Raw genomic sequence first — 26,105 nt, 5'->3', positions numbered from 1 at the left:
GTTTAGCCGACGGGATCATTGTCCCACGCACCCGTACGTCCTACCCTGGCTACTGATATATTAAATCCTATAAAAATAAGGTCAACCAGTAAAAACTGGTTAACCTTATAATACGAAAGCACCCGTTAGTTGAATAAAGACCTATTCTTCTACTGCACATTATGGTCGAAATATGAAGTAACTTAAAACCCCCTAAATTTAAAATGTAGAATATATTCAGTCCTTTGGATGAATGATAAAACAATTAAATTTTGTATTATTAACATGGGTAACACGATTTATATTCAACTCGTTATCACTTTGATGTCACTATTTTTTATCTATGGAGGTTTAAAAATGGAAGCTTATATGCGTTTAGAGTTGTTCGTACAAAATTTGAAAAGGTCTGTTGACTTTTATAAAAACGTAATTCAATTAGAGTTATATTCTCAAAATGAAACTAGCGCTAGATTTAGATCCAAAAATCTCAATATCCTTTTAACGCAACAAAATATTCTTTCAAAGGACCATTATTTCAGTAATATTTGTACCTCTCGAAAAGGAGTAGGTGTAGAGATAATCATTATTGTTCCTGATATTCAAAGTTTTCATCAACATGTAAGTGAGATGCAAATTGAATTAGAATCCCAACTAAAACAACAAGAATGGGGCCTGAAAGACTTTCGTTTGGTCGATCCAGATGGATATTATTTAAGAATCTCTTCACCCCCTAAATAATCACTCTGTTTTATTTACTTTGTTTATATTTAAAATGATTTAACCTTTCTTTAAGGATGATAGTTCTTCTTATCGTCTATTGTGACTCTTGCCACCCTCTTTCTACCGACTATTCATCACCACTTCTATTCATGAAAATTTAAATCAGAGTCATGGAGTGTAAGAGTCTTTTTATTAGTTTTATTTATATCTAATAAGAATGTACGTTCTATTTTACTTGTACATTATTGATTAATAGACTATAGTTAAATCATTACATATATTGGGAGGAAATATAATGATTTCTAACAACTTACAATCTTCAGTAGTACTAGTTGAGTACACTGATACATACGATGAACACTTATCCAACTACCATTTAGGTGAAGATCAACTCCAATTTACCAGTCTGCCTTTGGATAAAATTAAAAATCCTAATGTCTCTAACAATGCTAAACATGTATTAATTCTTGAAAACAGTGTGCCCGTAGGCTATTTTGCTTTAGAAGATGGAGAAAAGCTTTTTAAATACAGCAATAATTCTAATGCTCGTTTGATGACAGCTTTCTCGATTGATTCAAGAAATCAAGGTAAGGGATTAGCAAAGAGCGGACTTCAGTTTGTTAAAAATAATTTTTCCGAAACTGACGAGGTAGTCCTCGGTGTTAATAAAAGAAATATACCTGCTTATAATCTTTATTTAAAAACAGGATTTGAAGATGAAAACGAATTTTATGAAGGCCCAAAAGGTCCTCAACATATTTTGCATTTGAGAGTATAACAGGAGAGCTATAAAGCTCTTCTTTTATTTATCCTTTTATTTTCTAAGACGTAGTATGTGTCAAATGCGACATAGAACCTCAACGTCTCTACTTCAACTAAACTGCACCGTTAGTTTAAGTGTAACATTTCACAATACATACCTGGAATCAACTTAATGGTATAGACATAAAAATAGGCCATCGAAATGATGGCTATATTTTGCTAAAGCACCCATTACTTTAAGTGCAATACTTCACTATCTTTTTTACACATCAATAAACTCAATATCTAATATGTGTTGTCTATTCAAGAAAGACGCTTTCTTATTAAAGAAAGCGCGCTTTAATGAAATAACTAGAACAACATCTCAGTCTCAAAATTAATTACTTCTACTTTAACTAAAGCTCCTTTTCTTGAATAATATTACTTCTAAATGGATAAGTATTATTTTAAAATTCGTTTTCTAAGATGCGTTGCAAAAGAGACATCGATTTAGCATTTAATTCAGTAGTATATATAAGAACTCTCCGTAATTCCCCCGCTTAGAACGCTTTTCGCTGGTAAATGATATTGGTAAGTCCCCAAGAGATAGCATAGACTACCATGATGCCAAGTGTCGCTCCTGTATATAAAGACGGGACAGTTAAATTAACAATGAAATCAGTTATTGCGGTTAAATGTTCAGTTAAAAACGTGACAATAGCCGGACCTATAGCTGCCAAAAGGATAAAGCAAATGAGTACAACCGGGAAAATATAGCCTGGTTTAAATATATAAAATAATGGAAAGGTAAAAGCGGCAAATAATAAGAATAAGCCACAGCCAATCGCAATGTCAGTCATAGTAAAAGGTTTATTGAAGGCGAATAATGATAGACTTGTCACCCCTATTGCTAAGATCATGTAAATAATAGCACCAAGATAGCGTGAAGCGATAATTTCCGTACGTGTATATGGTAAGGAATTTAATAATATGTTTGTCTCTGCTTTTTCATCGTAAGCATATGTGTTAAAGGGAATAAAAATACTGGAAACGAGAAAAGTAAAAACTGGGTCTTTGCCCATAATAATAAAGAATAAGATAAAAGGAATAAAGAATAATAGCTGCCTTTTCTGCAGAATGACGTCACGTCTGATTAAATTAAACATGGTGTATTCCTCCTTTCAAGTGATACATGATATCTTCCAGAGAGGCGTGATCAATGGCAACTGAGTCTCCAAAGATATTACTCACTGCTTTAGTATTGTCCGTTAATGCTTCAAATCCTGTTGATGCACGATGAACATGAATAAATGCCTTTTCAGTATCTCTATCCAGAAGATCCAATCTTCCTTTAACGATGGCATAATTTTCAGCAACGTCGTGAATGGACTGATTAAATACTAATTCGCCACTCTGCATAAAAGCTATATAATCTGCGATCCGATCTAAATCTGTTGTAATATGTGTCGAGAAGAAAATGGTACGATTTCCATCAACCATTAATTCCTGTAAAAGATCCAACAATTCTCGTCTAAAAATGGGGTCTAAGCCTGCTGTTGGTTCGTCCATAATGATCAGCTCTGCATGATGAGATAGTGCTATCGCCAATGAAGCCTTCATTTGCATCCCTTTTGAGAAAGTTTTTATTGCTTTATTAAGTGGTAATTCGAATTTTTCGATATATTGATAAAATACTTTATCATCCCAGTGTTTGTATGCTGGTGCTACAATCCGTTTTATATCTTTCATGTTTAGCCCTTCAAAAAATACATTGCCATCATACACAAATCCAATGCGCTCCTTAATCGCCTTCTCATGTTTCTTGTAATCCAACCCAAAAAGCTTAATTTCCCCAACATCTGGTCTTAATAGATTCATCATCATTTTTATCGATGTTGATTTACCAGCACCATTTGCTCCAATGAATCCCGTTACAAAGCCTTGCTTCACTTGTAAATCAATATTTTTTACGGTAAAATCTTTAAACCTTTTCGTTACATTTGTAAATTCAACCACATTCTCCATTCCATTCACCCCTCATATAAAATCTTTAATAAGTCCTGCAGCTCATCAAATGACAGTCCAATTTCTCTGCTATTTGTTATGACTGCACTAAGTTGCTCCTCAATGACCTTCAGCTTCTTCTCTCTTATAACCTCTAGATTTTGCTCTGCAACAAAAGACCCTTTTCCGACAATGGAATAGATAAAGCCCGCTTTTTCCAATTCCTCATAGGCACGCTTCGTCGTTATAACACTAATTTGCAGTTCTTTTGCGAGGTTACGCATAGAAGGTATTGCTGCCCCCTCCTGAAGTTCACCTGCTAAAATAAGCGATTTAATTTGACTCGTAATTTGTTCATAAATCGGTTCCTTTGAACTGTTGGAAATAATTATTTGCATGCCAATACCTCTTCTTTACTTTTTTGAAAACATACTTTACAAATGTCATGTACCGCTTGCTGAAAACAGTCATCGAAGACCAATTTGCATAAATCACTCACATCCTCATATATTGTATATATACTATAATCACATTATATACACGCATCAAACAATCGTGCAACCACTTTATTTGAAATTCCAGAAAATTTTATATAAAAAAGCCATAAATTAATAGAATAGAAGCCTGAATAAGCATATTTACAATAAAGTATCAGCTATCTAAAAGATGATATTATTCATTTCTAACTATTTGATTGAATTACCACCGTCAACTTTAAAATCACAAATCTTAAGAGCATATTTTGATAAAAGACTTATCAAAACATGCTCTTAGGATTTAAAAGATAATATTATTTTTGATTACTTTTGAAATTCTATTTGTACTAACTTGGATTAATTTTAGAACTATCTTTGCAAATTTTCTTTACAGTACTCTTATAATAGACAATTCCTTATTCGAGAATCTGGACCGATTGTTGAACACAAATAAAACATCCAGATTCAACTAAACTGCACGGTTAGTTAAAGTGTAACCCTTCACAATTTCTAGCTATTTTAACATAAGTATCAAAAAAAAATTACCTCTCAGTTAAACTAGAGAGGTGATTTTAAAATTTCTTTACAAATATCAGTAACAGACTTTAATGTAACTGGACAGCAATGAATATCACACCATGAAGGAGATAACACTTTTCTGTTGTAGCTTTAAAATAAAGTTTGATTAAAGATATCCTTTTAACCTTAAAAAACCAGCAAATAAACAAAGTAACCCGTCTTGATTTAAAGTATCAAACTTTATTTAAAATTAACACTAAAATGGAAAATAAAACAGCCTGTCTTTAATAATAATTTTGTTTTAAAGAATGTTGTAACAGCAACAAAGAGGAACATTAATTAGCGGTTATTTCCACTACATTGCTTTCGATGCTTCATTGCAAGTAAAACATGTAGTGAAAAGGCAAGAGTACTGTTATCTCAGCGTTCTTGCCTTTTATAATTTTATATATAAGACTTTTAGAAAGAGCCTTATTTTATTTTTTCTAAAATACCGATTAATTCATGCAAGCTTTCAATAGTGTAGGTTGGCTGTACTTCTTCTGAGACAGGCTTGTTTTCACGATTGATCCAGACGGATTTGATTCCTACACGGGATGCTCCGAGGATATCGGTCATTAAATTGTCACCAACCATTAATACTTCGTCCTTTTCTACACGAACGAGCTCAAGTGCATGTTCAAAAATGGAAGGGTCAGGCTTCCCCTTTCCGAAGCCGCCAGAAATTAGAATATGGTCGAAATAGGGTGCCATCTCTGGTGTAATTTCAAGCTTAGTGTTTTGTAGGCTTGGAGAGCCGTTCGTCATTAGAAGCAATGTGTAGTTATCCTTTAATAAGTCTAGAACTTCAAATGTTTCTTCATATACAAATGGACTTTCCATGCGCATACGGGGAAAATATTTTGCCAGTTCTTCTCCGAGTGCAGCATCTTCCACGCCGAGCTTATCTAAACCGTTTGTCCAGGACTGCTTTTGATAGTCAGCAATCAGTGCCTTCATCTTTTGAAAGTCTTCTCCTGGATCATCAAATATTCCCCATAATCCTTCGAAAGGATTAATGCCAATCATCTGTGTGAAGGGACGTGTTTCGTATGACTCGTATAACTGGCTTGCCGATTCACGAACGGCTTTTTCTAGCTCTACAGTATTCACTGCTACCTTAGTAGCGGCATAATCACATGTTTTCTGAAAAGCCGTTGCTACGCTCTTTTTGTCCCATAGTAGTGTGTCGTCCAAATCAAAAAATATAGCCTTTGTCTTCATCTATGTACCCCCTCCACTAACTTACTTATTACTTTACCTTAGTGAAGGGAGGTATGTCACTAGGGTTGATTAAAATGTTAATAATGTATTGAGAGGGCCTTCTGAGCGAATTATATCCTCGATTGATTTAATGGCAATGGGAAAGTAAGGGAAGCCATATACATAGGGTGTTATTTCGTAGAGCTGAAAGTAAATGACAATAGTATGATCCGCTAGATAATAATCTTGGTCTGGTCGGATAGCAGTGAAATCTTCCAGAAGAGGAACATCCCATGCTTCTATTTTCTTCGAAATGATTTGAGATAATCTCTCCACATAATTACTATTTGGATTAAACAAATCCTTTAATGCGTATTGCTTACCAGTGGTAGTATCAAAGGTTAATGATTTAGTAATCGTCAATCCATGAGCTCCTCCAGTAAAGGAATACACGGTGAGGCTTAAGCTTAAAATATTTCGCTCGTTCGTCTTAATTTCGTAGGTGCCTACCATTTCCACTAAATATTCATTATAGAAGCCTTGTTCGATTAGAATATTATTTAATAGAGAAACTATGTCTCCATTAATCTTTTTTTCTGCAGACGAATGAGGTAAGTTAGTAATATGAGGATAATTGACAGAAATGTTAGGTTTTGAATGGGAGATGTATTTGTTTGTAACGCAAACTGGAAAATCCACTGTTCACAACCTTTCAAGCATAATACTAATTATATGAATGAAGGGAGTTTCGTATGTTTTTAAAAAAAATAATGATTAGAAACGATGAGAGTATTTTAGAAGGAGAATATCCATTCACTATACCGACAATCCGGAACTTTAGGGAACTTGAGCTTACAAATAGCGTCACCTTCTTTGTAGGTGAAAATGGAACTGGGAAATCCACTTTATTGGAAGCAATTGCTGACCAATGTGAATTTAACACAGCGGGTGGAGGAAGAAATAATTATTATGAGGTTGATGCTGCAGAAAGCTCACTAGGTAAATATGTGAAGCTATCATGGATGCCGAAGGTGACAAATGGGTTCTTCTTGCGAGCAGAGACATTTTACCAATTTGCTTCTCATGTTGAAGAAAGTGAAAGTATTAACTTTTATGGTGGGAAGTCTCTTCATGAGCAATCGCATGGCGAATCCTTTTTATCGTTGTTTTTACACCGTTTTAACGGTAGAGCAATTTATTTGTTAGACGAGCCGGAAGCTGCACTTTCACCACAGAGACAGCTGGCTTTTTTAAGAATTATGCATGACTTAATACAAGAAGAGGATTGCCAATTTATTATTGCTACTCATTCTCCGATTATATTAGGATTTCCAGATGCAACGATTCTCAGCTTCGATAACGGAGAAATTGAAGAAGTGGAATATAAGCAAACCGCTCACTATCAAACGACTAAATATTTTCTAGATCACCGAGAGAAATTTTTAAAGGAGTTATTGGAAGGTGATTAGATGCCTGTAATTATGAATTATATAGATGAAATGCTTTATACCATTGCTATTTTTTTACCTGTCCTAATTATCTGGAGGCTTATTCGTTGGAAGAGGCGAGGCTTTCATTTAAGGGAAGGTTTATATGAGTTAGGTGTATTATTTCTCATTGCAGTATTAGTTGGCTTGTTTTCTCAAACAATCATACCAAAGTATGGAGAGGAACAGGCTTATGTAAACAGTATCAATTTGGAATTGTTTCGAGTTTTAGAGGAAACGTGGAACGCTATCATATATTTAGGGTATTGGGAGCCTTTTTATATTAACTTCCTTGGCAATATTGCTCTATTTATACCTATTGGTTTTCTCTTTCCTCTTGTCTTCAAACGTATGGAGATTTTCCCCTTTCCTGTAATTATGGGATTTCTTATCTCGCTATTTATAGAAATCGTTCAAATTCCGCAAAATAGGAGCAGTGACGTGGATGATCTTTGGTTAAATAGCTCTGGAGCGTTAGTAGGTTATTTGATTTATTTATTGGTTAGAAGGAAATTTCCTGTTTTCTGTAAGGTGTTCAAGAAAAATCATGCAACGAGTTTATAAATTTCTCGTCCGGGGTAAATATTATTCGGAGAGAAAAAAGCAAGGAGACAACTAAGAATGATGATACAAAAAGATACACAAACAGAACAAAGAAGAGACAATATAATTGAAGACCTTGTAAACAAAGGTGTTTTTAAAATTGATGGAAAACAATTATATGAATTGAATTTTTACGAATTAATGAAGCAATATATAAATGAAGAGAAACAAACAAATTAGTGCCTAGTATAAGGCACTTTTTTAATTGCATTTATCTATTTATATGGCTAATGGTCGATAATAGAAATGTGGTACACTTGAGTCAAACACAGATGAGGTGGAGAAAAACTTGACAGCTATACAAAATTTAAATGAAACATTACAGAGAAAATGGGCAGAAGCAGAATTTGCCTTTGAGATGCCTATCCAAACACAACTTATTCCGCATATGCTTGACGGTTCAGATATAGTAGCAGAATCACCAACGGGAACAGGGAAAACACTGGCTTATGTGCTTCCTTTACTACAATTGGTAGATCCTTCAAAAAAGCAAACACAGGCATTAATAATGGTACCTTCTCAAGAATTAGGAATGCAAATTGTCGAGGTATTGAGAGAGTGGGCTTCAGGTACTGGTGTCTCAGTTGCTCAGCTAATCGGTGGCGCGAATATTAATCGACAAATTGAAGGCTTGAAGAAAAAGCCGAATATAGTAGTAGGAACACCTGGTAGATTGCAGGAGCTTGTAAAGGTGAAAAAGCTTAAAATGCATGAGATTAAGACGATTGTGTTAGATGAAGGTGATCAGCTACTTAGTAGAGAGCATCGGACTACTGTTAAAGGATTAATAGATGCAACAGTTGAGAGACAGCTTGTCGTGACATCGGCAACAATAACAGAGGAAATTGAGCTAGTAGCAGAACGAATGATGAAGGAACCAATAAGAATTCATGTGTCAGCGGAGGAAGTACCAGCAAAAGGTGAAGTCATTCATAGCTTTGTAAAAACAGAGACTAGAGACAAGACAGAGCTATTAAGAAGGCTTTCGCATTTTAAGGGGATGAGAGGATTAGCATTCGTTAACAGTCTAGATCAATTACTGATGAAGGATTATAAGCTATCTTATCGAGATGCTCCAATTGCATCTCTTCATTCTGAAATGAAAAAAGAAGAGAGAAAAAAAGCATTGGACGACTTTAAAAATGGAAAAGTGAGCATTCTAATCGCTACAGATGTTGCAGCCAGAGGATTAGATATATCGGGACTTACTCATGTTATTCATGTAGATGTACCACATTCAATTGAGCAATACTTACATCGTTCAGGGCGTACTGGACGAGCAGGTAAGGATGGAGAGGTATTAACTCTTTTAACATATAACGACGAAAAAACTTATAAAAAATGGACAAAAGAGCTTCCAAGCAAGCCAGTCCAAAAAATATGGTATCGCGGTGAATTAATAGAGGGATCATCTAAAACAATCGATAAAAAGGGGAAATAATGTATGGATTTTCAAAAAAATCTAGAGGAATATGCTGAGTTAGTTGTTAAGGTAGGTCTAAATATTCAAAAGGGGCAGCCTCTACTCATTAATACAACAACAGATACAATCGATTTTACAAGACTTATTGTTAAAAAAGCCTATGAAGCAGGGGCAAAAAGAGTAGAAGTAAACTATACGGATGAAGTAAATGCTCGATTATTTTACGATATGGCCCCCGATGAAGCATTTCACGAAGTGCCAAAATGGGTTGTTGCTCAAAGAGATGAATTGATTGAAAGTAAAGGTGCTTTATTATGGATTGACGCCGATAATCCCGATCTTTTAGAGGGTGTGTCAATTGATCGTATTTCTAACTATCAAAAGGCTTCTGGTAAGGCATTAGAAAATTATCGTAAAGCAGTGATGAATGATGTGATTACCTGGTCAATCGTAGCAATGCCCTCTAAAAAATGGGCTGCGAAGGTTTTCCCAAAACTCCCAGAGTCAGAACAAATGGATGCATTATGGGAGCTTATATTTAATGTAGTACGCATTGGAAAAGGAACTGCAGTCCAACAATGGCAGGAACATATTAATAATTTAGAGTCGCGTGCTGGATTATTGAACGAAAAGCGCTATAAGAAACTGCATTATACGGCAGATGGAACAGATATTGAAGTAGAGTTACCAAAGGAACATATTTGGCAATCAGGAGCTAGTAAAAATGCTCAGTCCGTGCCATTTATCGCTAATATGCCTACAGAGGAAGTATACACTGCGCCGCTAAAAACAGGTGTGAATGGATATGTAAGTAACACTAAGCCTTTTGTCTATCAAGGAAATGTTATTGATGGCTTCAAATTGACGTTTAAAGATGGAGAAATTGTTCAAGTTCAAGCAGCAACAGGCGAGAAACTCCTACAAGAGCTAATTCAAACAGATGATGGCGCAAAATATTTAGGCGAAATTGCATTAGTTCCGCATGAATCGCCTATCTCCGCATCGAATGTATTGTTTTTTAACACTTTATTTGATGAGAATGCCTCCAATCATTTTGCTATTGGAGAAGCATACCCAACTTGTGTAGAAGGAGCTCGTGGCCTTACTACAGAAGAGTTAGAAAATATGGGTATCAATACTTCTATTGTTCATGAGGACTTCATGATTGGAAGTGGAAATATGGATATAACAGGTGAATTAGCTGATGGAACAAAAGAACCCATCTTCATTAAAGGTGCTTGGGCATTTTAAGGAGCTGATTATTGTTGAAAAGGTTGATAGGCATATTCATCGCCCTTTTTATAATATCTAATACTTACTCAGTTGAAGCTAAGGGGAAAGAGGTGTACATTCCTTTAGGTGATTCTTTAGCAGCTGGCCAAACACCAAATCAGGCAATTGATGCTGGCTATACAGATTTAATCTCTCAGGAATTAAATAGATCAAATCTGCTTGGGTTTTATTCCAAAGCCCTAGCTTTTCCCGGATATACAACTGCTGATGTCTTAAGGACTGTTCAAACAAAGGAAGCACAGGAGCTTTTGGCTAATGCAACACTAGTTACGATATCCGCAGGAGCTAATGATCTTTTAAGACTAGTACAGGTTAATCCTTCAAGTGGAATGGTCTCTTATAAACAGGTCTCTGCTAATTTTGCACTTAATAATGTGAGAAAAAACATGGAGGCAGTTCTGGAAAAAGTCCAAGCAGCAGCTCCGAAAGCTAATATATATGTAATGGGTTACTATTTTGCATATCCTCATGTGCATGATTCACAAAAGGTGGGAATTGGCAAAGAGTTAGATCAGCTGCATGCTATTCTTCAAACAGTTGCAGAGAAAAATGGAGCAACCTATATTTCGGTTGAAGAGTCTTTCAAAGGAAAAGAGAGTACTTTAATACCAAATGTTGCTGATGTACACCCTACCATGGAAGGTTACCGGCAAATGGCAAATTCGTTCTTTACAAAGTACAATTCACGTATGCTCGTATATGAACATGAAATGCCAAAGCCAAATCCTTTAACATTCGAGGAACTTATAGAAAGTCAACGTACAAATGCAAGTGGAAATTCTCAAGCTAAAGCAACAGTGTCCACTGGCTACCTATCGTTGACGAATGTAAATTTAATATCCAAAGTTTTTCAGAGGATTCTTTTATAGAGAATTTTGGTGAAAGTAATAATTCAAAAAAAGCAGGAGAAATCATATGATTTCTCCTGCTTTTTTTTATTGGAGGTGACTAATAAGTCTTGTCCTTCTAAATAATAGTGGTACCTTGGAGAGGCTATGAAGAGCCCATATTAACTTTAATAAGTTTCTAACTTAGTTCAATTAGCGTTTTACAGTTTTTTTGGATTTCATTGCTTTACGAACAATAGGGTACACAACAGGTGCCCATTTAATAGCTGCTTTTACTAGTTTTCCTACTTTCATAATCAATCGCTCCTTGTTGTTCTATAATATCTTATTCCCATTTGAGGAGCTATTAAACATGCCGTAACACTTTGACTCCTTGTACGATGTTCCATATAAGTAAAACTAGATTGATCACTGTATATAAACCCATAAAAATAAGAGCAGTAGTCATACTAGTCCACATGGAAGCAGAATCTCCAGTAAAGCCTAAAGGTAAAAAGTTTGCGAATATAGCCAGCATTAAGAACACAAAGAAAATAGTAGGGATGATATGAGAAATTAATGAACGCTTAGCGTGGTACTTTACCTCTTTTTCCGATGTAAGGAAGTAAACGATAATCGGGAGAATGAAAGGGGCAAACAAAATAGAAAAATATGTTGATGCACTCAAAATTTTATTGGTATCCATTCATAGTCTCCTCATTATTATTACTTATCGCTCTCCCTACGGAAAGCATCCATCTATAGCTTATATCTAGTTATTCTAATACAAATCTAACGAGAATGTCCTTATATTCCTCTACTGAAGATATAGAAACGTATTCCTGATCACCGTGCCAGTCAGAACCGCTTGGTCCAAATTCGATAGCTACTGCACCCTTAGCTGCATAATAACGCGTGTCGGCCGCACCATGCTGTCCAAATAGAACAGTAGGTGTCTGTCTAATCGAATTACAAACTGCTAAAAGCTTTTGTATATACTTGTCATCTTCTTTATTGGTGATTGCTGGGGTGTGTCCTTGGAAGTGTATTTCACTACCAGGATATTTTTCTAAAAGATCTCTTAGTTCCTTTGTGATTTTCTCAGCGTCTTGTCCAGGAACAAATCTTAAGGAGTAACTAATAACACATTTATCAGGTACCATATTATAGCGATCTCCTGCTTCTATTTTTGCCAAGTTTAAGGAAGGATAATCATAATATTCATTGCTTGCCTCCATAAAAGAGCAATTTCTTAGTTCCTTATCGAATAATATTGCTTTTTCAATCGCATTATCTCCTTCCCAAGGACGGCTTCCGTGCGCGGCTTTCCCTTTTAAATGGATATCCCATTGTAAAATTCCTTTAGCCTGAAGACCGATATTAACATGAGTTGGTTCACCACAAATAACGAAGTCTCCACAATGACCTTGTTCAACTAAGTGTTTGGAGGTTTTTCCTCCTGTTTCTTCATCAGTAACTATATGTAGCTGGACTTTTTTAGTAAGCTTATGTTCATCTTGTGACAGTATATAAAAAGCCTGCATCATTGCAGCAACGCCTGCCTTCATATCTGCAGAACCACGCCCATATAGTCTATCATCAATAATTTTTGGTTCAAATTGCTCGGGATTTCCTGGAACGACATCAATATGGCCATTCCATACGATAGTTTCCTCACCGGCTCCTATTTCAGCTACAAGCATTAGCTTAGTGTTTAATTCATAGGTTTTTGTTGATATGTTTCTCTTTTCTAGCCAGTCCTTACAGTAGAGCAGTGCCTCGTTAGCTCCGTTCAAATCATTACTCTTTATTTTGATTAAATCCATAAGTAAATTTATCAACCAAAACACTCCTAATAATAGATTTATTATTACTATTATAATACCTTTAGGGGTTGCAATATAAACATGTATCGGCTACAATGAACTCAAATCAAATAAATTCTAAACCACAAGGGGCGTCGCTATAGCGGCTGAGATAGTACCCTTAGAACCTGTAAGTTCATGCTTGCGTAGGGATGTGGATGGATACTGACAATCGCGCGATGTCTGGCTCTGTCCCGACGGCGTTTTTTTTGTGGTCAAAAAAGGGGATTACAATGAGAAATCAGCGTGTCGTATTGTTAGTAGAAATAGCTATATTCGCAGCATTAGGTTATATATTGGATTTAATAGGATTTGGGATGCCACAGGGTGGAAGTGTTACCTTTGTGCTTGTACCCATTATTTTAATAGCATTTCGCCGTGGTATAGTGGCAGGTGTTGTGACAGGATTTTTGATTGGACTATTACAGGTAGTTACGGGGCGCTTTTACCCGGCGCCATTATCCTTTGAAATAGTAGTTATTCAAGTAGGAATCGATTACTTTATTGCTTTTATGGTGGCGGGATTGGCAGGTCTATTAAGACCAGCATATATGAAAGCATTTGAAAATCAAAACAAGAAAAAAATGGCGATAGCAATTGTAATAGGTGCCTTAATTGCCTCATTTTTGCGCTACTTGGCACACGTTTTATCAGGGATACTATTTTTTGGTGAATTTGCTGAGGGAGAAAACGTAATTCTTTATTCCTTAATTTATAATTCTACTTATATGATTCCTGTGTTCTTGTTTGCCGCTTTTATTTGTGCGATTCTATTCGTAAAAGCCCCACGCCTATTAATGCCGAATTCATAAGATATATGATATGATAATCATACATCTAAGTGAAGAAGGGATCTTGTAAAGATGATAGCAAAAACAAATGAAGAGTTAGAAATGTTAAAAAAAATAGGCCAAATTGTTGCTGAAGTACGAGAAGCGATGAAGGCTGCAACTAAACCGGGTGTAACTACCAAGGAGCTAGATGAAATAGGCGGCGAGTTATTTAAAGAAAAAGGCGCTATTTCTGGACCTATGGGAGAGTATGATTTCCCGGGGTATACTTGTATAAGTGTGAATGAAGAAGTGGCTCATGGAATTCCAGGCTCCCGTGTGATTAAAGAGGGTGACCTTGTAAATATCGATGTATCCGGTTCATACGAAGGGTTTTTCGCAGATACTGGAATATCATTTGTAGTAGGCGAAGGGTACGAAGACAAGGAAAAACTTTGTCAAGTAGCGGAAAGTGCATTTAATCGTGCTATGCTGAAGGTAAAAGCAGGTTCTCGTCTAAACCAGATTGGTAAAGCGGTGGAAAGAGAAGCGAAGGATAATGGATTACATGTCATCATGAACCTAACAGGTCATGGTATCGGAAAGTCCCTGCATGAAGCACCCCAGCATGTCTTAAATTATTATGATGCTTGGGATCCAACAATTTTAAAAGAAGGTATGGTTCTAGCAGTAGAGCCCTTCATCTCAGCAAAAGCTGAACATATCGTAGAGTCAGGGGATGGATGGACGTTTGTAACTCCTGATAAATCTCTTGTTGCACAAATTGAACATACAATTATAGTTACAAAAGACGAACCGATTATTTTAACTAAATTAATTTAAATGAGTGAATTTCATTAAATAGCGCTTTTCTATTAAATACAAAATTTGTCCCTCTGTTAATTTAGCGGCAGTAGGCAATATAAAAAACACCAACGACTTAATTTTTCGTTGGTGTTTTCTTTATAAATAGAATTCCCGCTACTAAGACAGCGCTTAAAAACAGGGAAGCTGTTGAAATTAATAATTCATTTATATTATGACGGACTGCTATACCGATAAAAGCCCATATAAAAACTAATACAATAGCACGATCATCATAATGATACCTAAAATGTAGAGCGATAGCTGTTGCCAATGTTAAGAAAATGACAACCCATAAGGAGATTGTAATGCCAAAACCGCTAAATTCATAATAAGTAAGCACATAATCTAAATTTGCTAGCGTCGCAACAAAAATCCATCCCAAATAGATAGATATTGGCACTCGACTCTTCCAATTGGACTCATTGCTGGAATAAGTTAGATATAGTAAGAATAAGAACCAAAGTAGGGCAATGATTGTAATGAGGGCAAAGCTAAATTTTTCATAATGCCATAGTAAAATCCAAGAGATATTGAATATACATGTTGCTAAAAATAATAATACTCTACGTAGGGGTATCTTCTGTTGATTTCTATATTCTCTTATAACATTCCAAATCCAGAATGCAAGTAATATATAAATAAAGATCCAAATTGAAAATACATAGCCTGCTGGTGTAAAAAGTGCTGGTATTCTAGAAGATATTTCACCAGTTGTTTGACCATTTATAGGTAGAGTATTTGCAAGTATATTAACAATAATCGTTGCAATATAACCACAAATCAAAAGGATAATTTTGATCAATAGATCCCCCTCCTTCTATATTTAATAAGTATACCTTTCAAATAAAGAGCGCACAAATTCAATTATAGAAATAATGTGACAAAAAAACGAATAATTGACATGGTGAAACATGGTATAATAGATTTCAAGGCAATTTTTAAAATAGGGGGAATTTTCTGGTGTTAAAACAAAATTATCCAATAGTCTGGGATCTTGATCGTTTTTTTCTAGGTGGCAGTAGCTCGTCAGCTTTACAACAACATTTAGATGAAGTAAAAGTGAAATTAGGTAACTTTGAAGTAAATATAAAAAAATTAGAAGTTCCAACCGCTGTACAAGAGGCGAAACAAATTAGCCAAACAATTGAAGAATTAAGGGATGTAGCAGTAAATTTGTCGGAAGCTAGTGCTGTGATTGGCTGCTATCTAGCTCAAGATACGACAGATAAAAAAGCAACATTATTACAAGGTGAAGTTGGTTCATTGTATGCTAGGTTGTCTTCCTTAATGAATACTATACAACAGGTATTTAGTAAAACGGAAGGGTCAGTTTGGGAAGAACTTTTAAAGACAGATGAACTTTCACAATTCGAGTTTGTATTGAATGAATGGAGAGAGAATGCGAGTAAAATGCTCTCTGAAAAAGAGGAAGATTTAATAACAACACTTGAGGTGGACGGTTATCATGCATGGGGCCAATTATACGATATGCTTGTAGGAGACATTCGTATTAAAATAACTATTGACGGAGAAGAAAAATCTCTTTCAGTAGGACAAGCAAACAATTTGAGCTCCAGTGACAAAGCTGAAATCCGTAAGGAATCGTTTGAAGCATTGGAGCTTGCATGGACAGAAAAAGAAGATTTTATAGCAAAAGCGCTTAATCACTTAGCAGGCTTCCGCCTAGCGACCTATAAAAAGCGGGGCTGGGACAATGTTTTAGAAGAACCACTATCTATTAACCGTATGAAACAAGATACACTAGATGCAATGTGGGGAGCAATCTCTAAAAATAAAGCTCCGTTTGTGGAATATTTAAATAGAAAATCGGCGATGCTAGGCGAAAATGCGATGCATTGGTATGATCTAGATGCACCAGTTAGTGCCTCTACCGAAAAAATGGATTTTCAACAGGGTGCTGAGTTCATATTAAAGCATTTTAAAGAATTTGGACCAAAGCTAGAAGAGTTTTCTCGTCATGCTTTTGAAAATGGGTGGATTGAAGCAGAGGATCGTCCGAATAAACGCCCTGGTGGGTTTTGTACGGGTATGCCAGTTTCACAAGAATCTCGTATCTTCATGACATATAGTGGTACTATGTCGAATGTTTCCACACTTGCACATGAATTAGGTCATGCCTTCCATTCATATGCTTTAAGACCGGTTCATTGGATGAATACGAGATATGCAATGGGTGTTGCGGAAACTGCTTCGACCTTTGCTGAAATGATTGTAGCTGATGCCGCTGTTCGTGAATCAAAATCGACAGATGAGAAAATCGCTTTGCTGGAGGATAAAATTCAGCGCAGCGTAGCTTTCTTCATGAATATTCACGCTCGCTTCTTGTTTGAAACAAGATTTTATGAGGAACGAAAAGAGGGAATTGTTTCTGCTACACGTTTAAATGAATTAATGGAAGAAGCTCAACGTGAGGCTTATGGAGATGCGTTAGACACAGTACATCCACATTTCTGGGCTTCTAAATTACATTTCTACATTACTGATGTTCCTTTCTATAATTTCCCGTATACTTTTGGTTACTTGTTCTCTTTAAGTATTTATGCAAAGGCAAAAGAGGAAGGTACAGGTTTTGAAGAAAAGTATATTGCATTATTACAGGATACAGCGGTCATGTCGGTAGAAGACTTAGCTATGAAACATCTACAAGAGGATATTACAGAGGAAGCGTTTTGGAAGAAGGGTATTGACCTTTGTATACAAGACGTCCAAGAATTCTTGCAATTAACTAATGCTAAAGGGTGACGGTGCTTGATTTATTTAGAAGGAGCTAGTTGTTACTTAAGAACTTTGAATGTGAAAGACGCACCTGCTCTTGCGAATTTAGTGTATGACAATAAAATGTATTGGTCTGTTTTTGAACCATTACATCAAGAAGAATATTATACAGCTAGTGTACAAAGAGAAAAAATTCGAGAATCACTTATGCTCATGCAGGAAAAAAGAGAATATAGTTTTGGAATTTTTACACATGAACGAGATGACTTGATTGGAAGTATATCGCTTTATAGTTTAAAGCGAATGCCTTTTTCAAGTGGCCTCATTGGATACTCTATTGATCAAAGACACGTCGGAAAAGGAATTGCCTCAGAGGCAGTTCGACTTGTTAAACAATTTGGTTTACAGGATGTTCAGTTAAATCGTATCGAGGCATATGTATCTCCAAGAAACTTTGGTTCTATCAAGGTATTGGAAAACAATCACTTTGTTCGTGAAGGCTTACTTCGCAAGCTGTTATTTATCAATGGGAAATGGGAAGACCATTATATGTATTCTTCTATAAGAGGAGAGTTATAGCGTAAAAGAGGAGGCTATTCTAGAATAGCCTTTTTCTATTGGAAGGGTAAAGGAAATTATAATCACTGTAGTAGAGAAGAATTTAAAATAAAAAAGATTTAGCCTCTGACTTTATCAGAAGCTAAATCTCTTATTATGACGATTTCCTGGGAAATATATTATTTTTTGTCGATATTACCATCTGTAACAAGGTCTAATTTGCCAGTGTGAGGGTCAATAATGAGTCCATGAACTGGAACCTCTGGAATCATTAATGGATGACTTCGAATCATATCAACGCTATGTAAGACACTTTCCTTTACGTCTGAAAATCCTTCAAGCCATTCTTCTACCTCGATACCTGAGTTTTTTAGTACATCAAATACACGAGGGTCAACTCCACGAGCTGTCATCTTTTCAAGAATCTTATCCGTTTGTATAGAACTCATTCCACAATCATGATGACCAATTACATAAATCTCATCTGCTTGAAGCTCGTATACAGCAACGATTAAACTACGCATGATTCCACCAAAAGGATGGTTAATAACAGCACCGGCACTTTTAACAATCTTTACATCACCATTTTTCAGGTTCATAGACTTTGGAAGCATTTCAACTAAACGCGTATCCATACAAGTTAGAATAACTATTCGTTTGTCTGGAAATTTAGTCGTTACGTAAGGCTCGTAGAGTTTATTTTCTACAAATGATTTGTTGTAGTTTAAAATGTCGTTCAAACTTGGCATAGTAATTCCTCCTTCTTTATCTATATATTATACGAAAAAAAAGGACTTTACTTAAGATTTGTTTGAAACTTTCCTAATTTTTTTTAATTATCTCATTGCTCTTCTTTTATTAGTGGTAATAAAAAATGATTTACCTGTACCGATAGCTACAGATTGCAATGGTTCTGGAGCAAGGTGGACAGGGACTTCGATTACACTACTTAACCATTCTTCTAAGCCTTTTAATAGAGCGCCTCCACCAGTGAGAACTACACCGTGATCCACAATATCACCTGAAAGCTCAGGAGGACATATTTCTAAAGTAGCACGAATTGCTTCTAAAATAGCCTCTAGAGATTCTCTTAATACTTCTTGAATTTGTGTGGAGGATAGCTTTACTACTTTTGGTAATCCTGTCACAACATCTCTTCCGCGTATTTCCATTACTTCTTCAGTATGAGGAACAAGTGCATATCCAATAGTCATTTTTACTAGTTCAGCTGTAGGTTCTCCAATGATTACATTAAACTCTTTACGGATATAGTGAATGATTGACTCATCCATACGATCACCAGCAGCTTTAACTGTATTCGAAGCAACTACTCCACCGTAAGAAATAATGCCTACTTCTGTTGTACCACCACCAATGTCTACAATCATACTTGCAACTGGCTCATTAACTGGCAAGCCTGCGCCAATTGCTGCGGCAACAGGCTCTTCCATAAGCTGGACTTCCTTTGCTCCACTTTGACGGACAGCATCCTGAATCGCTCTACGTTCTACAGATGTTGCCCCTGATGGTGTACACACAATAACCGTAGGTTTCCGAAGTGCATTTCCCATTTTCTTGCTCGCTTTTTGCATGATCAACTTTAAAAGCTGAGTTGTTACATCAAAGTCAGCGATTACACCATCCTTAAGAGGTCTAATGACTTCTATAGAGGTTGGTGTTTTACCAATCATTTTCTTTGCTTCTGATCCAAAAGCAACGATTTCTTTTGTTTTTGTGTTTACTGCAACAACAGTTGGTTCATCTATAAGTAAGCCTTTATTTTTCGTATAAACTAAAGTATTAGCAGTTCCTAAATCAATACCAATATGTGAATTTGACAACATATGTCTTCCTCCATTTCAATTGCTCTACGTTATTATAATGGAAAATAAACTAAATGCCATTTGTTACATAATGGAAGATTACATGTGTTTCAATCCTTGCAATTAGTAAAAGACTATTAAAAGGTAGGGAACTGATTATATTAGCCTAATTTGTTTTCGTTTTGTAATACAAACGTATTCAAAATGAAATGAAAAAAATAAGAAGTAACAAGCTTTAAAATAAAAAACAACCGCAATTGTCATTGCGGTTGCTAAGATTAAAATTTATTTGTTGGTTTTGGATCTACAATAATTGCATCTTGGTTGTTCATTGGCCCTGAGAAATAGAACATGATTACTGCTCCAATTGCTAGAATACCTCCAGCGAAACCAAGAACTGTTGCTATGAATAAGCCCATTTTTAACACCTCACTATTCATATTACTATTATTATAACTTATTTTCACTAGATTTGTAAAAGGAAAAAGTTATTTTTGTGAACAGATTGTGATTAAAAAGCCCAGTTCCCATTTCGGAAAATCGGTTCTTTTGTTCCATCTTCTTTTATTCCATCAATATTCATATTTTCAGAACCAATCATAAAGTCTACATGAGTAATACTTTCATTTAAACCGTTGGAAGCTAGTTCTTCACGAGTCATTTTTTTACCGCCTTCGATACAGAATGCATATGCACTACCAATCGCTAAGTGGTTTGAAGCATTTTCATCAAATAATGTGTTGTAGAATAATAGATTCGAATTAGAAATCGGAGAATCATGTGGTACAAGTGCTACTTCTCCAAGATAATGGGAGCCTTCGTCTGTTGCAACTAAATGCTCTAATACTTCTTGGCCTTCTTCTGCTTCTACTTTTACAATGCGACCCTTTTCAAAAGTTACGGTAAAATTATCAATAATATTACCACCGTAGCTTAAAGGCTTGCTACTAGCTACGTAACCATCTACGCCAGTTTTTAATGGAACAGTGAACACTTCTTCAGTAGGCATATTGGCCATGAAGTCCTCACCTTTTTCATTAGTGCTACTAGCTCCACACCAAAGATGACCGGTAGGCAACTCAATTGTTAAATCTGTACCAGGTGCCGTGTAATGAAGCTTTTTATAATTTTTGTCATTTAGGTAGTCTACCTTTGTATGCAATAATCGGTCATGCTCTTTCCATGCAGCAACTGGGTCTTCTAAGTCAGCTCTCACCGCACTAAAGATTGCTTCCCATAATGCTGGAACTTGCTCATCTTGAGGTAGGTCTGAAAATACTTTGGCTGCCCATTTTTTTGAAGGTGCTGCAACAACAGACCAACTAATTTTGTCCGATTGAACATATTGACGATATTTAGACATTGCTTGACCTGATGCCTTTTGGAAAGCTGAAATTTTACTAGAATCGATACCTTTTAGTAAATCAGGGCTTTGACTAACAATGCTCATGAATGCAGCTCCAGATTCAGCTAATTGTTCTCTTTCCTGTACTTTCCACGGAGGGAAGAAATCAAAAGAATCTTTAGGGGCTAATTCATATCGCATACGTGTTAACTCGTCATCTGAAAAGTCTACATATACTGTTTTTGCACCAACTTCATAAGCTTTTTTAGTTACTAAGCGAACGAAATCCACACTTTCTGTAGATGCAGCAATATATAAATCTTGCCCCTTTTGAATATTAACTCCTACTTCAACAGCTAAAGCAGCATACTTTTCTAACTTATTTTCAAAGGTTGACATATTCATACTTCCTTTCTTTACTTAAGAATATAGTATCAGTCTTTAGGGTGCTTTATCAATCCTTCACAGATAATTATGACAAAAAATGTCCACATAAATTAAATAAAATTTATAGTTAGAATCTTTTTATTAAAATACTGATAAATTAACCGAAATAAAGTACAGAAATAGAATGTGGGGGTTAATGAATTGGATAAGTCTACAGTAATTGGTCTCATCTTAGGAATAGTAGCTTTAGGAGTAGGAATGGTTCTTAAGGGAGTAGGGTTAGCTGCACTATTGAATCCAGCGGCTATTCTGATTATTATCGTTGGAACCATAGCAACAATTGTCATAGGATTTCCTATGGATGAGTTAAAAAGAATTCCTAAGCTTTTTGGTGTAATTTTTAAAGAAAAAAAATTAGTGCCTGATAGTGAGGTTATTAAATTGTTCTCCAATTGGGCTGATTTGGCTCGTAGAGAAGGGTTACTTGCGTTAGAAAGTAAAACAACAGAAGTAGAGGATCCATTTCTAAAAAACGGCTTAACTTTGGCGATTGACGGTCAAAATGCTGACTATATTAGAGATGTCTTAACAGAAGAGATTAGCGCATTAGAAGAAAGGCATTCAACAGGGGCACAAATTTTCACTCAAGCAGGTACATATGCACCAACCCTTGGAGTACTTGGTGCAGTAGTAGGTTTGGTAGCTGCCTTGGGAGATATGAACGATGTTGAAAAGCTTGGACATGCTATTTCTGCAGCGTTTATCGCTACATTGCTAGGGATTTTTACTGGCTATGTCCTTTGGCATCCGTTTGCAAATAAACTAAAAAGAAAATCAAAACAAGAAATTAGACAAAAAACAATGATGCTAGAGGGAATTCTTTCCGTTTTAGAAGGAGATGCACCTCGCGTGATAGAACAAAAGCTGGCTTCTTATCTATCTATGTCTGAACGTAAAAAAGTTTTAAATGAAAGCGGGGAGGCTGGCCTTGGCAAAGAAGCATAAAAAACATCAACATGAAGAGGAAATGAGTGAATCTTGGCTTCTTCCTTATGCAGATATTTTAACCCTGCTATTGGCATTGTTCATCGTGTTATTTGCTTCTAGTACCGTAGACCAAGAAAAGCTAAACCAAATGTCTGCAGTTTTTAATCAGGTATTTGATGGAGGCACGGGTCTAATGGAACAGCCATCTCCTATGGATGTTCCTAGAAATAACAATAGTGGTGACTCCAATCAAAGCATGGCTTATATTGAAGACCAGCAAGCATTGTCTGAGATTCAAGATAGTGTAGATGAGTATATTGCAGTGAATGCACTCGAAAAACAATTCGCAACTGAATTAACAGATGAAGGATTGTTAGTGACTATTAGAGATAGTATTTTATTTGATATGGGAGAGGCAGAAGTAAAGCAGGAATATAGACAAATTGCAGAAGATATTTCTGATTTGTTAGTATTTGATCCACCTCGAAATGTGGTCATTACAGGACATACAGACAATATTCCGATATCTAGTAACATTTATGCCTCTAACTGGGAGCTAAGTGTTATGCGTTCGGTTAACTTTTTGAAGATATTAGTGAACAATCAAACAATCGATCCGCTATATTTTAGTGCGAAGGGGTATGGAGAGTTTAGGCCAGTTGCGTCAAATGACACGGGGGAAGGACGAGCAAAAAACCGACGTGTTGAAGTATTGATACAACCACGTGTATTAGAGGATGGTAGCTTAAACGATCAGCCACAGTAAAGATGAAACTGACAATTATTTAAAATAGTTGTCAGTTTTTGTTTGACTTTCTTAAACAAAAGTTTATAATTAAAACAAAAGTTCAAAAGAGAGGAGGTAAAGGTTTGGAATCAAAGGAAATTAAAGTTTTAACATATCTCCGTAAAAATCCATATGCTTCGCAGCAGGAAATGGCAGATGAGCTAAAGATGTCTAGGCCAGCTGTAGCTAACATCATTTCTCAGCTTATAAAAAGCGGGAAAATAATTGGACGTGCATATATATTGCCCGAGAATAAAGAAATTATTTGTATAGGTGGAGCGAATGTTGATAGGAAGTATATTGTAAAAGATAAATTACAAATGGGAACTTCCAACCCAACCACAAGTCTCCAAAGCATAGGGGGTGTAGCCAGAAATATCGCCGAAAACTTAGGCAGGCTTGGAAATACCGTTCGCTTGCTTACAGTTGTCGGCAATGATATGGAATATGCCTCGATTGAAAAGGCTTCTAGTCATTGGATGAATTTATTTTCTGTGGAAAAACTTGCAAACTACTCCACGGGAACTTACTCAGCTGTTTTAGACAGAGGAGGAGAAATGTTATTTGCTTTAGCCAATATGGATATTTATGATCAGTTGACAGTAGAATACATGAAAAAACAAGAGGCTTATCTGACCAATGCACAGCTTATTATAATAGACATGAACTGTCCTAAGGATGTCATGGAATACATTCAAGCCTTGGCAGTTGGAAACAAAATACCACTTGCTATTATTCCAGTATCATCTCCAAAGATGAATAGGATGCCAGAATCATTAGAAGGTATAGAATGGCTCATAACTAACAAGGATGAAGCCGAAACTTATTTTCAAAAACAAATTATCGATGAGGATTCATGGAAAAACACTGCTGAAGCATTCGTTCAAAAAGGTATACGTCACGTGATAATCACTAATGGCAGCAAGGGTGTCGTGTTTGCTGGAGAAGAGAAGGAAACTATGTTTATGCCTGCTATACATACTGAGCAGGTTGTTGACGTGACTGGAGCAGGTGATGCATTTGTCTCTGGGACTCTTCATGCGTGGCTAGAGGGAGCAGAGGTACAACAGGCAGTGTTAACAGGAATGATAAACGCAACAAAAACACTACAATCTGCAGAAACAGTAAGAACTGAGCTATCTAAAATGAAGCTAACTAATGAACTGGAGGAATATACACAATGAAAAAATATTTAACATACTCACAAGAAGTAGAACAAGGAATGGCAGAAGGAAAAGCAATAGTAGCACTAGAGTCAACAATCATTTCCCATGGAATGCCTTATCCTCAGAATATAGAGATGGCAAGAAAAGTGGAGCAAATCATCCGTGACAATGGAGCAGTTCCAGCAACAATAGCAATAATGGACGGGAAAATTAAAATTGGACTTTCAAATGAAGAATTAGAAACTCTTGCAACTAGTAGTAATGCTAGAAAAACTTCTAGAAGAGATTTACCTTACGTAGTGGCTTCAAAAGAAATTGGTGCTACTACTGTTGCGACAACAATGATTTGTGCAGATCTTGCAGGAATCCAAATGTTTGTAACTGGAGGTATCGGTGGTGTTCATAGAGGAGCAGAGACGACAATGGATATTTCTGCAGACCTTGAAGAGCTTGCTTCTACAAATGTTGCGGTAGTTTGTGCGGGTGCTAAATCTATTCTAGATATTGGGTTAACATTAGAATATTTAGAAACAAAAGGTGTGCCAGTTGTAGGTTTCCAAACAGAAGCATTCCCAGCATTCTATACAGCTACTAGTCCTTTTAAATCTAACTTCCGTATGGATGAGGAAAAAGAAGTTGCTGAGATGTTAAGCGTGAAGTGGGAGCTTGGTCTTCAAGGAGGAGCTATTATCGCAAATCCAATTCCAGCAGAGTACTCATTGGATGAGGAATATATGAATGGAGTAATTCAATCAGCATTACAGGAAGCAGAAGCAAATGGTATTAAAGGTAAAGATGTTACACCATTCCTACTTGGAAAAGTAAAAGAGCTAACTGAAGGTAAATCGTTAGAATCTAATATCGAGCTTGTATACAACAATGCAAAAGTTGGGGCAAAAATTGCAGTTGAATTGAATAAATTATCTTAAGTAATAAAATCCTTTCCTAATCTTAGGGAAGGATTTTTTTGTTACATTTACATGAAAAGCATGAATAGATGGCAGATTTCCGCTTTAGTCGGACGCTTTCCGTGGGGTGAGCGAGAAGCCATCCCTGATGCTTGCGCGTTGTATGTGATGACTTATCTGCCTCAATCATCCCACAGGAGTCGCCGATTGTCGCTCCAATTTTGGTTTAGGTAATTGGAATGGTTATAGAAAAGAAAAAGAGAGGTAACCTTGGAATAGACCGGGTTACCTCTCTAATAGTTTGTTTTTCCTGTGATACAGTCGATTTAGACTTGCGAAAAAGACTTATGCTCAGCTTACTTTCTTAAACTACCAAGCTCTGCAACAATTGCTTGCATTTCACTTGGACTAAAAGAATCTCTTTTGTTGACCATTTCATATAAATATACGAGATCTTCATAGGCTGTAGCTTTAAAATCCTCTGATTTCATCGCATCTACATTTACCATACGTAATTTTTCCTTGATTGTTTCAAGCATATAGCTGATATTTTCAACGGAAGGTTGAGTTAGATCCATTCTTTTGTACCTGC

At 36.1% G+C, this 26,105-nt stretch carries 29 protein-coding genes and 1 riboswitch; of the genes, 16 read left to right on the top strand and 13 right to left on the bottom strand.

Annotated features, from left to right (window positions below; genetic code table 11):
• Positions 1-336: 336 nt before the first annotated feature.
• Together ACQKNZ_RS19480 and ACQKNZ_RS19475 are read left to right on the top strand one after the other, a co-directional pair.
• Complete coding sequence (locus ACQKNZ_RS19480) at positions 337-717, top strand: VOC family protein (protein ID WP_144541341.1); 381 nt, start codon at positions 337-339, stop codon at positions 715-717.
• Between the two features lie 277 nt (positions 718-994).
• Positions 995-1,477, top strand: a complete 483-nt coding sequence (locus ACQKNZ_RS19475) for a GNAT family N-acetyltransferase (RefSeq protein WP_427661364.1) — start codon at positions 995-997, stop codon at positions 1,475-1,477.
• A gap of 523 nt (positions 1,478-2,000) precedes the next feature.
• Here ACQKNZ_RS19475 and ACQKNZ_RS19470 read toward each other — a convergent pair.
• From ACQKNZ_RS19470 to ACQKNZ_RS19450, 5 genes are all read right to left on the bottom strand, one after another.
• On the bottom strand, positions 2,001-2,606 hold the full coding sequence (locus tag ACQKNZ_RS19470) for an ABC-2 transporter permease (protein ID WP_427661362.1): 606 nt from the start codon (positions 2,604-2,606) through the stop codon (positions 2,001-2,003).
• On the bottom strand, positions 2,599-3,465 hold the full coding sequence (locus ACQKNZ_RS19465) for an ABC transporter ATP-binding protein (RefSeq protein WP_340863243.1): 867 nt from the start codon (positions 3,463-3,465) through the stop codon (positions 2,599-2,601). Before ACQKNZ_RS19465 ends, ACQKNZ_RS19470 begins: the two co-directional genes overlap by 8 nt.
• Before the next feature lie 5 nt (positions 3,466-3,470).
• Positions 3,471-3,842, bottom strand: coding sequence for a GntR family transcriptional regulator (locus ACQKNZ_RS19460; protein WP_144541348.1), 372 nt, complete (start codon positions 3,840-3,842; stop codon positions 3,471-3,473).
• Positions 3,843-4,910: 1,068 nt separating this feature from the next.
• Complete coding sequence (locus tag ACQKNZ_RS19455; RefSeq protein WP_427661360.1) at positions 4,911-5,702, bottom strand: HAD family hydrolase; 792 nt, start codon at positions 5,700-5,702, stop codon at positions 4,911-4,913.
• Positions 5,703-5,771: 69 nt separating this feature from the next.
• Positions 5,772-6,380, bottom strand: coding sequence for a DUF3298 and DUF4163 domain-containing protein (locus ACQKNZ_RS19450; protein ID WP_427661358.1), 609 nt, complete (start codon positions 6,378-6,380; stop codon positions 5,772-5,774).
• 53 nt (positions 6,381-6,433) lie between these two features.
• Between ACQKNZ_RS19450 and ACQKNZ_RS19445 the strand changes: the two genes are divergently transcribed.
• The 6 genes from ACQKNZ_RS19445 (at position 6,434) to ACQKNZ_RS19420 (ending at position 11,356) form a co-directional block, all read left to right on the top strand.
• Positions 6,434-7,150 (top strand): AAA family ATPase, encoded by a 717-nt coding sequence (locus ACQKNZ_RS19445; protein ID WP_427661356.1) that lies wholly within the window; start codon positions 6,434-6,436, stop codon positions 7,148-7,150.
• Entirely contained in the window at positions 7,151-7,732 is a 582-nt protein-coding gene (locus ACQKNZ_RS19440; protein ID WP_144541356.1) for a VanZ family protein, read from the top strand.
• A gap of 57 nt (positions 7,733-7,789) precedes the next feature.
• Positions 7,790-7,951 carry a Fur-regulated basic protein FbpA gene (locus ACQKNZ_RS19435; RefSeq protein ID WP_144541359.1) on the top strand — a complete coding sequence of 54 codons (162 nt, stop codon included), beginning with the start codon at positions 7,790-7,792 and terminating at the stop codon, positions 7,949-7,951.
• A 109-nt stretch (positions 7,952-8,060) separates the two neighbouring features.
• Positions 8,061-9,212 carry a DEAD/DEAH box helicase gene (locus tag ACQKNZ_RS19430; protein ID WP_144541361.1) on the top strand — a complete coding sequence of 384 codons (1,152 nt, stop codon included), beginning with the start codon at positions 8,061-8,063 and terminating at the stop codon, positions 9,210-9,212.
• A 3-nt stretch (positions 9,213-9,215) separates the two neighbouring features.
• Positions 9,216-10,445, top strand: coding sequence for an aminopeptidase (locus ACQKNZ_RS19425; protein WP_340863709.1), 1,230 nt, complete (start codon positions 9,216-9,218; stop codon positions 10,443-10,445).
• A gap of 14 nt (positions 10,446-10,459) precedes the next feature.
• Positions 10,460-11,356, top strand: a complete 897-nt coding sequence (locus ACQKNZ_RS19420) for an SGNH/GDSL hydrolase family protein (protein ID WP_427661352.1) — start codon at positions 10,460-10,462, stop codon at positions 11,354-11,356.
• A 325-nt stretch (positions 11,357-11,681) separates the two neighbouring features.
• Here the strand turns inward: ACQKNZ_RS19420 and ACQKNZ_RS19415 are convergent, their stop codons facing one another.
• Both ACQKNZ_RS19415 and ACQKNZ_RS19410 read right to left on the bottom strand, forming a co-directional pair.
• The gene (locus ACQKNZ_RS19415; RefSeq protein ID WP_144541367.1) at positions 11,682-12,020 is read right to left on the bottom strand and encodes a DUF4870 domain-containing protein; all 339 of its coding nucleotides are present in this window, start codon (positions 12,018-12,020) and stop codon (positions 11,682-11,684) included.
• 70 nt (positions 12,021-12,090) lie between these two features.
• A complete protein-coding gene (locus tag ACQKNZ_RS19410; protein WP_144541369.1) occupies positions 12,091-13,155 on the bottom strand; it encodes a M20 family metallopeptidase in 1,065 nt (354 codons plus the stop codon).
• Between the two features lie 102 nt (positions 13,156-13,257).
• A riboswitch (TPP riboswitch) is annotated at positions 13,258-13,349 on the top strand.
• A 63-nt stretch (positions 13,350-13,412) separates the two neighbouring features.
• Here ACQKNZ_RS19410 and thiT point away from each other — a divergent pair.
• Both thiT and map read left to right on the top strand, forming a co-directional pair.
• Positions 13,413-13,991 carry an energy-coupled thiamine transporter ThiT gene (gene thiT / locus ACQKNZ_RS19405; protein WP_144541371.1) on the top strand — a complete coding sequence of 193 codons (579 nt, stop codon included), beginning with the start codon at positions 13,413-13,415 and terminating at the stop codon, positions 13,989-13,991.
• A 51-nt stretch (positions 13,992-14,042) separates the two neighbouring features.
• Positions 14,043-14,792, top strand: coding sequence for a type I methionyl aminopeptidase (gene map / locus ACQKNZ_RS19400; protein ID WP_144541373.1), 750 nt, complete (start codon positions 14,043-14,045; stop codon positions 14,790-14,792).
• Between the two features lie 97 nt (positions 14,793-14,889).
• Here the strand turns inward: map and ACQKNZ_RS19395 are convergent, their stop codons facing one another.
• Entirely contained in the window at positions 14,890-15,618 is a 729-nt protein-coding gene (locus ACQKNZ_RS19395) for a tryptophan-rich sensory protein (protein ID WP_154310015.1), read from the bottom strand.
• A gap of 158 nt (positions 15,619-15,776) precedes the next feature.
• Between ACQKNZ_RS19395 and ACQKNZ_RS19390 the strand changes: the two genes are divergently transcribed.
• A complete protein-coding gene (locus ACQKNZ_RS19390; RefSeq protein ID WP_427661349.1) occupies positions 15,777-17,579 on the top strand; it encodes a M3 family oligoendopeptidase in 1,803 nt (600 codons plus the stop codon).
• Positions 17,580-17,585: 6 nt separating this feature from the next.
• Positions 17,586-18,131, top strand: coding sequence for a GNAT family N-acetyltransferase (locus ACQKNZ_RS19385; protein ID WP_144541378.1), 546 nt, complete (start codon positions 17,586-17,588; stop codon positions 18,129-18,131).
• Positions 18,132-18,289: 158 nt separating this feature from the next.
• On the opposite strand, the gene ACQKNZ_RS19380 is transcribed toward ACQKNZ_RS19385, so the two are convergent.
• The 4 genes from ACQKNZ_RS19380 to ACQKNZ_RS19365 all read right to left on the bottom strand — a co-directional run bounded on the left by ACQKNZ_RS19380 (position 18,290) and on the right by ACQKNZ_RS19365 (position 21,677).
• Positions 18,290-18,859: a beta-class carbonic anhydrase gene (locus tag ACQKNZ_RS19380; RefSeq protein WP_144541380.1), complete on the bottom strand. Its 570-nt coding sequence runs from the start codon at positions 18,857-18,859 to the stop codon at positions 18,290-18,292.
• An 87-nt stretch (positions 18,860-18,946) separates the two neighbouring features.
• Positions 18,947-19,954 (bottom strand): rod-share determining protein MreBH, encoded by a 1,008-nt coding sequence (gene mreBH, locus ACQKNZ_RS19375; protein WP_144541382.1) that lies wholly within the window; start codon positions 19,952-19,954, stop codon positions 18,947-18,949.
• A gap of 257 nt (positions 19,955-20,211) precedes the next feature.
• The gene (locus tag ACQKNZ_RS19370) at positions 20,212-20,352 is read right to left on the bottom strand and encodes a hypothetical protein (protein ID WP_154310020.1); all 141 of its coding nucleotides are present in this window, start codon (positions 20,350-20,352) and stop codon (positions 20,212-20,214) included.
• A gap of 92 nt (positions 20,353-20,444) precedes the next feature.
• Positions 20,445-21,677, bottom strand: a complete 1,233-nt coding sequence (locus ACQKNZ_RS19365) for an aminopeptidase (protein ID WP_144541384.1) — start codon at positions 21,675-21,677, stop codon at positions 20,445-20,447.
• A gap of 189 nt (positions 21,678-21,866) precedes the next feature.
• Between ACQKNZ_RS19365 and motA the strand changes: the two genes are divergently transcribed.
• The 4 genes from motA to ACQKNZ_RS19345 all read left to right on the top strand — a co-directional run bounded on the left by motA (position 21,867) and on the right by ACQKNZ_RS19345 (position 25,534).
• Positions 21,867-22,670 (top strand): flagellar motor stator protein MotA, encoded by an 804-nt coding sequence (motA, locus tag ACQKNZ_RS19360; RefSeq protein WP_144541386.1) that lies wholly within the window; start codon positions 21,867-21,869, stop codon positions 22,668-22,670.
• The gene (gene motB / locus ACQKNZ_RS19355; RefSeq protein WP_144541388.1) at positions 22,654-23,418 is read left to right on the top strand and encodes a flagellar motor protein MotB; all 765 of its coding nucleotides are present in this window, start codon (positions 22,654-22,656) and stop codon (positions 23,416-23,418) included. Before motA ends, motB begins: the two co-directional genes overlap by 17 nt.
• A gap of 104 nt (positions 23,419-23,522) precedes the next feature.
• A complete protein-coding gene (locus tag ACQKNZ_RS19350; RefSeq protein WP_151112898.1) occupies positions 23,523-24,623 on the top strand; it encodes a carbohydrate kinase in 1,101 nt (366 codons plus the stop codon).
• The gene (locus ACQKNZ_RS19345; protein WP_427661344.1) at positions 24,620-25,534 is read left to right on the top strand and encodes a pseudouridine-5'-phosphate glycosidase; all 915 of its coding nucleotides are present in this window, start codon (positions 24,620-24,622) and stop codon (positions 25,532-25,534) included. The genes ACQKNZ_RS19350 and ACQKNZ_RS19345 overlap by 4 nt, the downstream gene beginning before the upstream one ends.
• A 335-nt stretch (positions 25,535-25,869) precedes the next feature.
• Here the strand turns inward: ACQKNZ_RS19345 and ACQKNZ_RS19340 are convergent, their stop codons facing one another.
• On the bottom strand, positions 25,870-26,091 hold the full coding sequence (locus tag ACQKNZ_RS19340; protein WP_144541394.1) for a DUF1128 domain-containing protein: 222 nt from the start codon (positions 26,089-26,091) through the stop codon (positions 25,870-25,872).
• Positions 26,092-26,105 lie beyond the last annotated feature (14 nt).

This window comes from Psychrobacillus sp. NPDC093200, from assembly GCF_050280345.1.
GTDB lineage: Bacteria > Bacillota > Bacilli > Bacillales_A > Planococcaceae > Psychrobacillus > Psychrobacillus faecigallinarum.
Note: the sequence above shows the minus strand (reverse complement) of the source record. Positions and strands in the feature narration are given on the sequence as shown.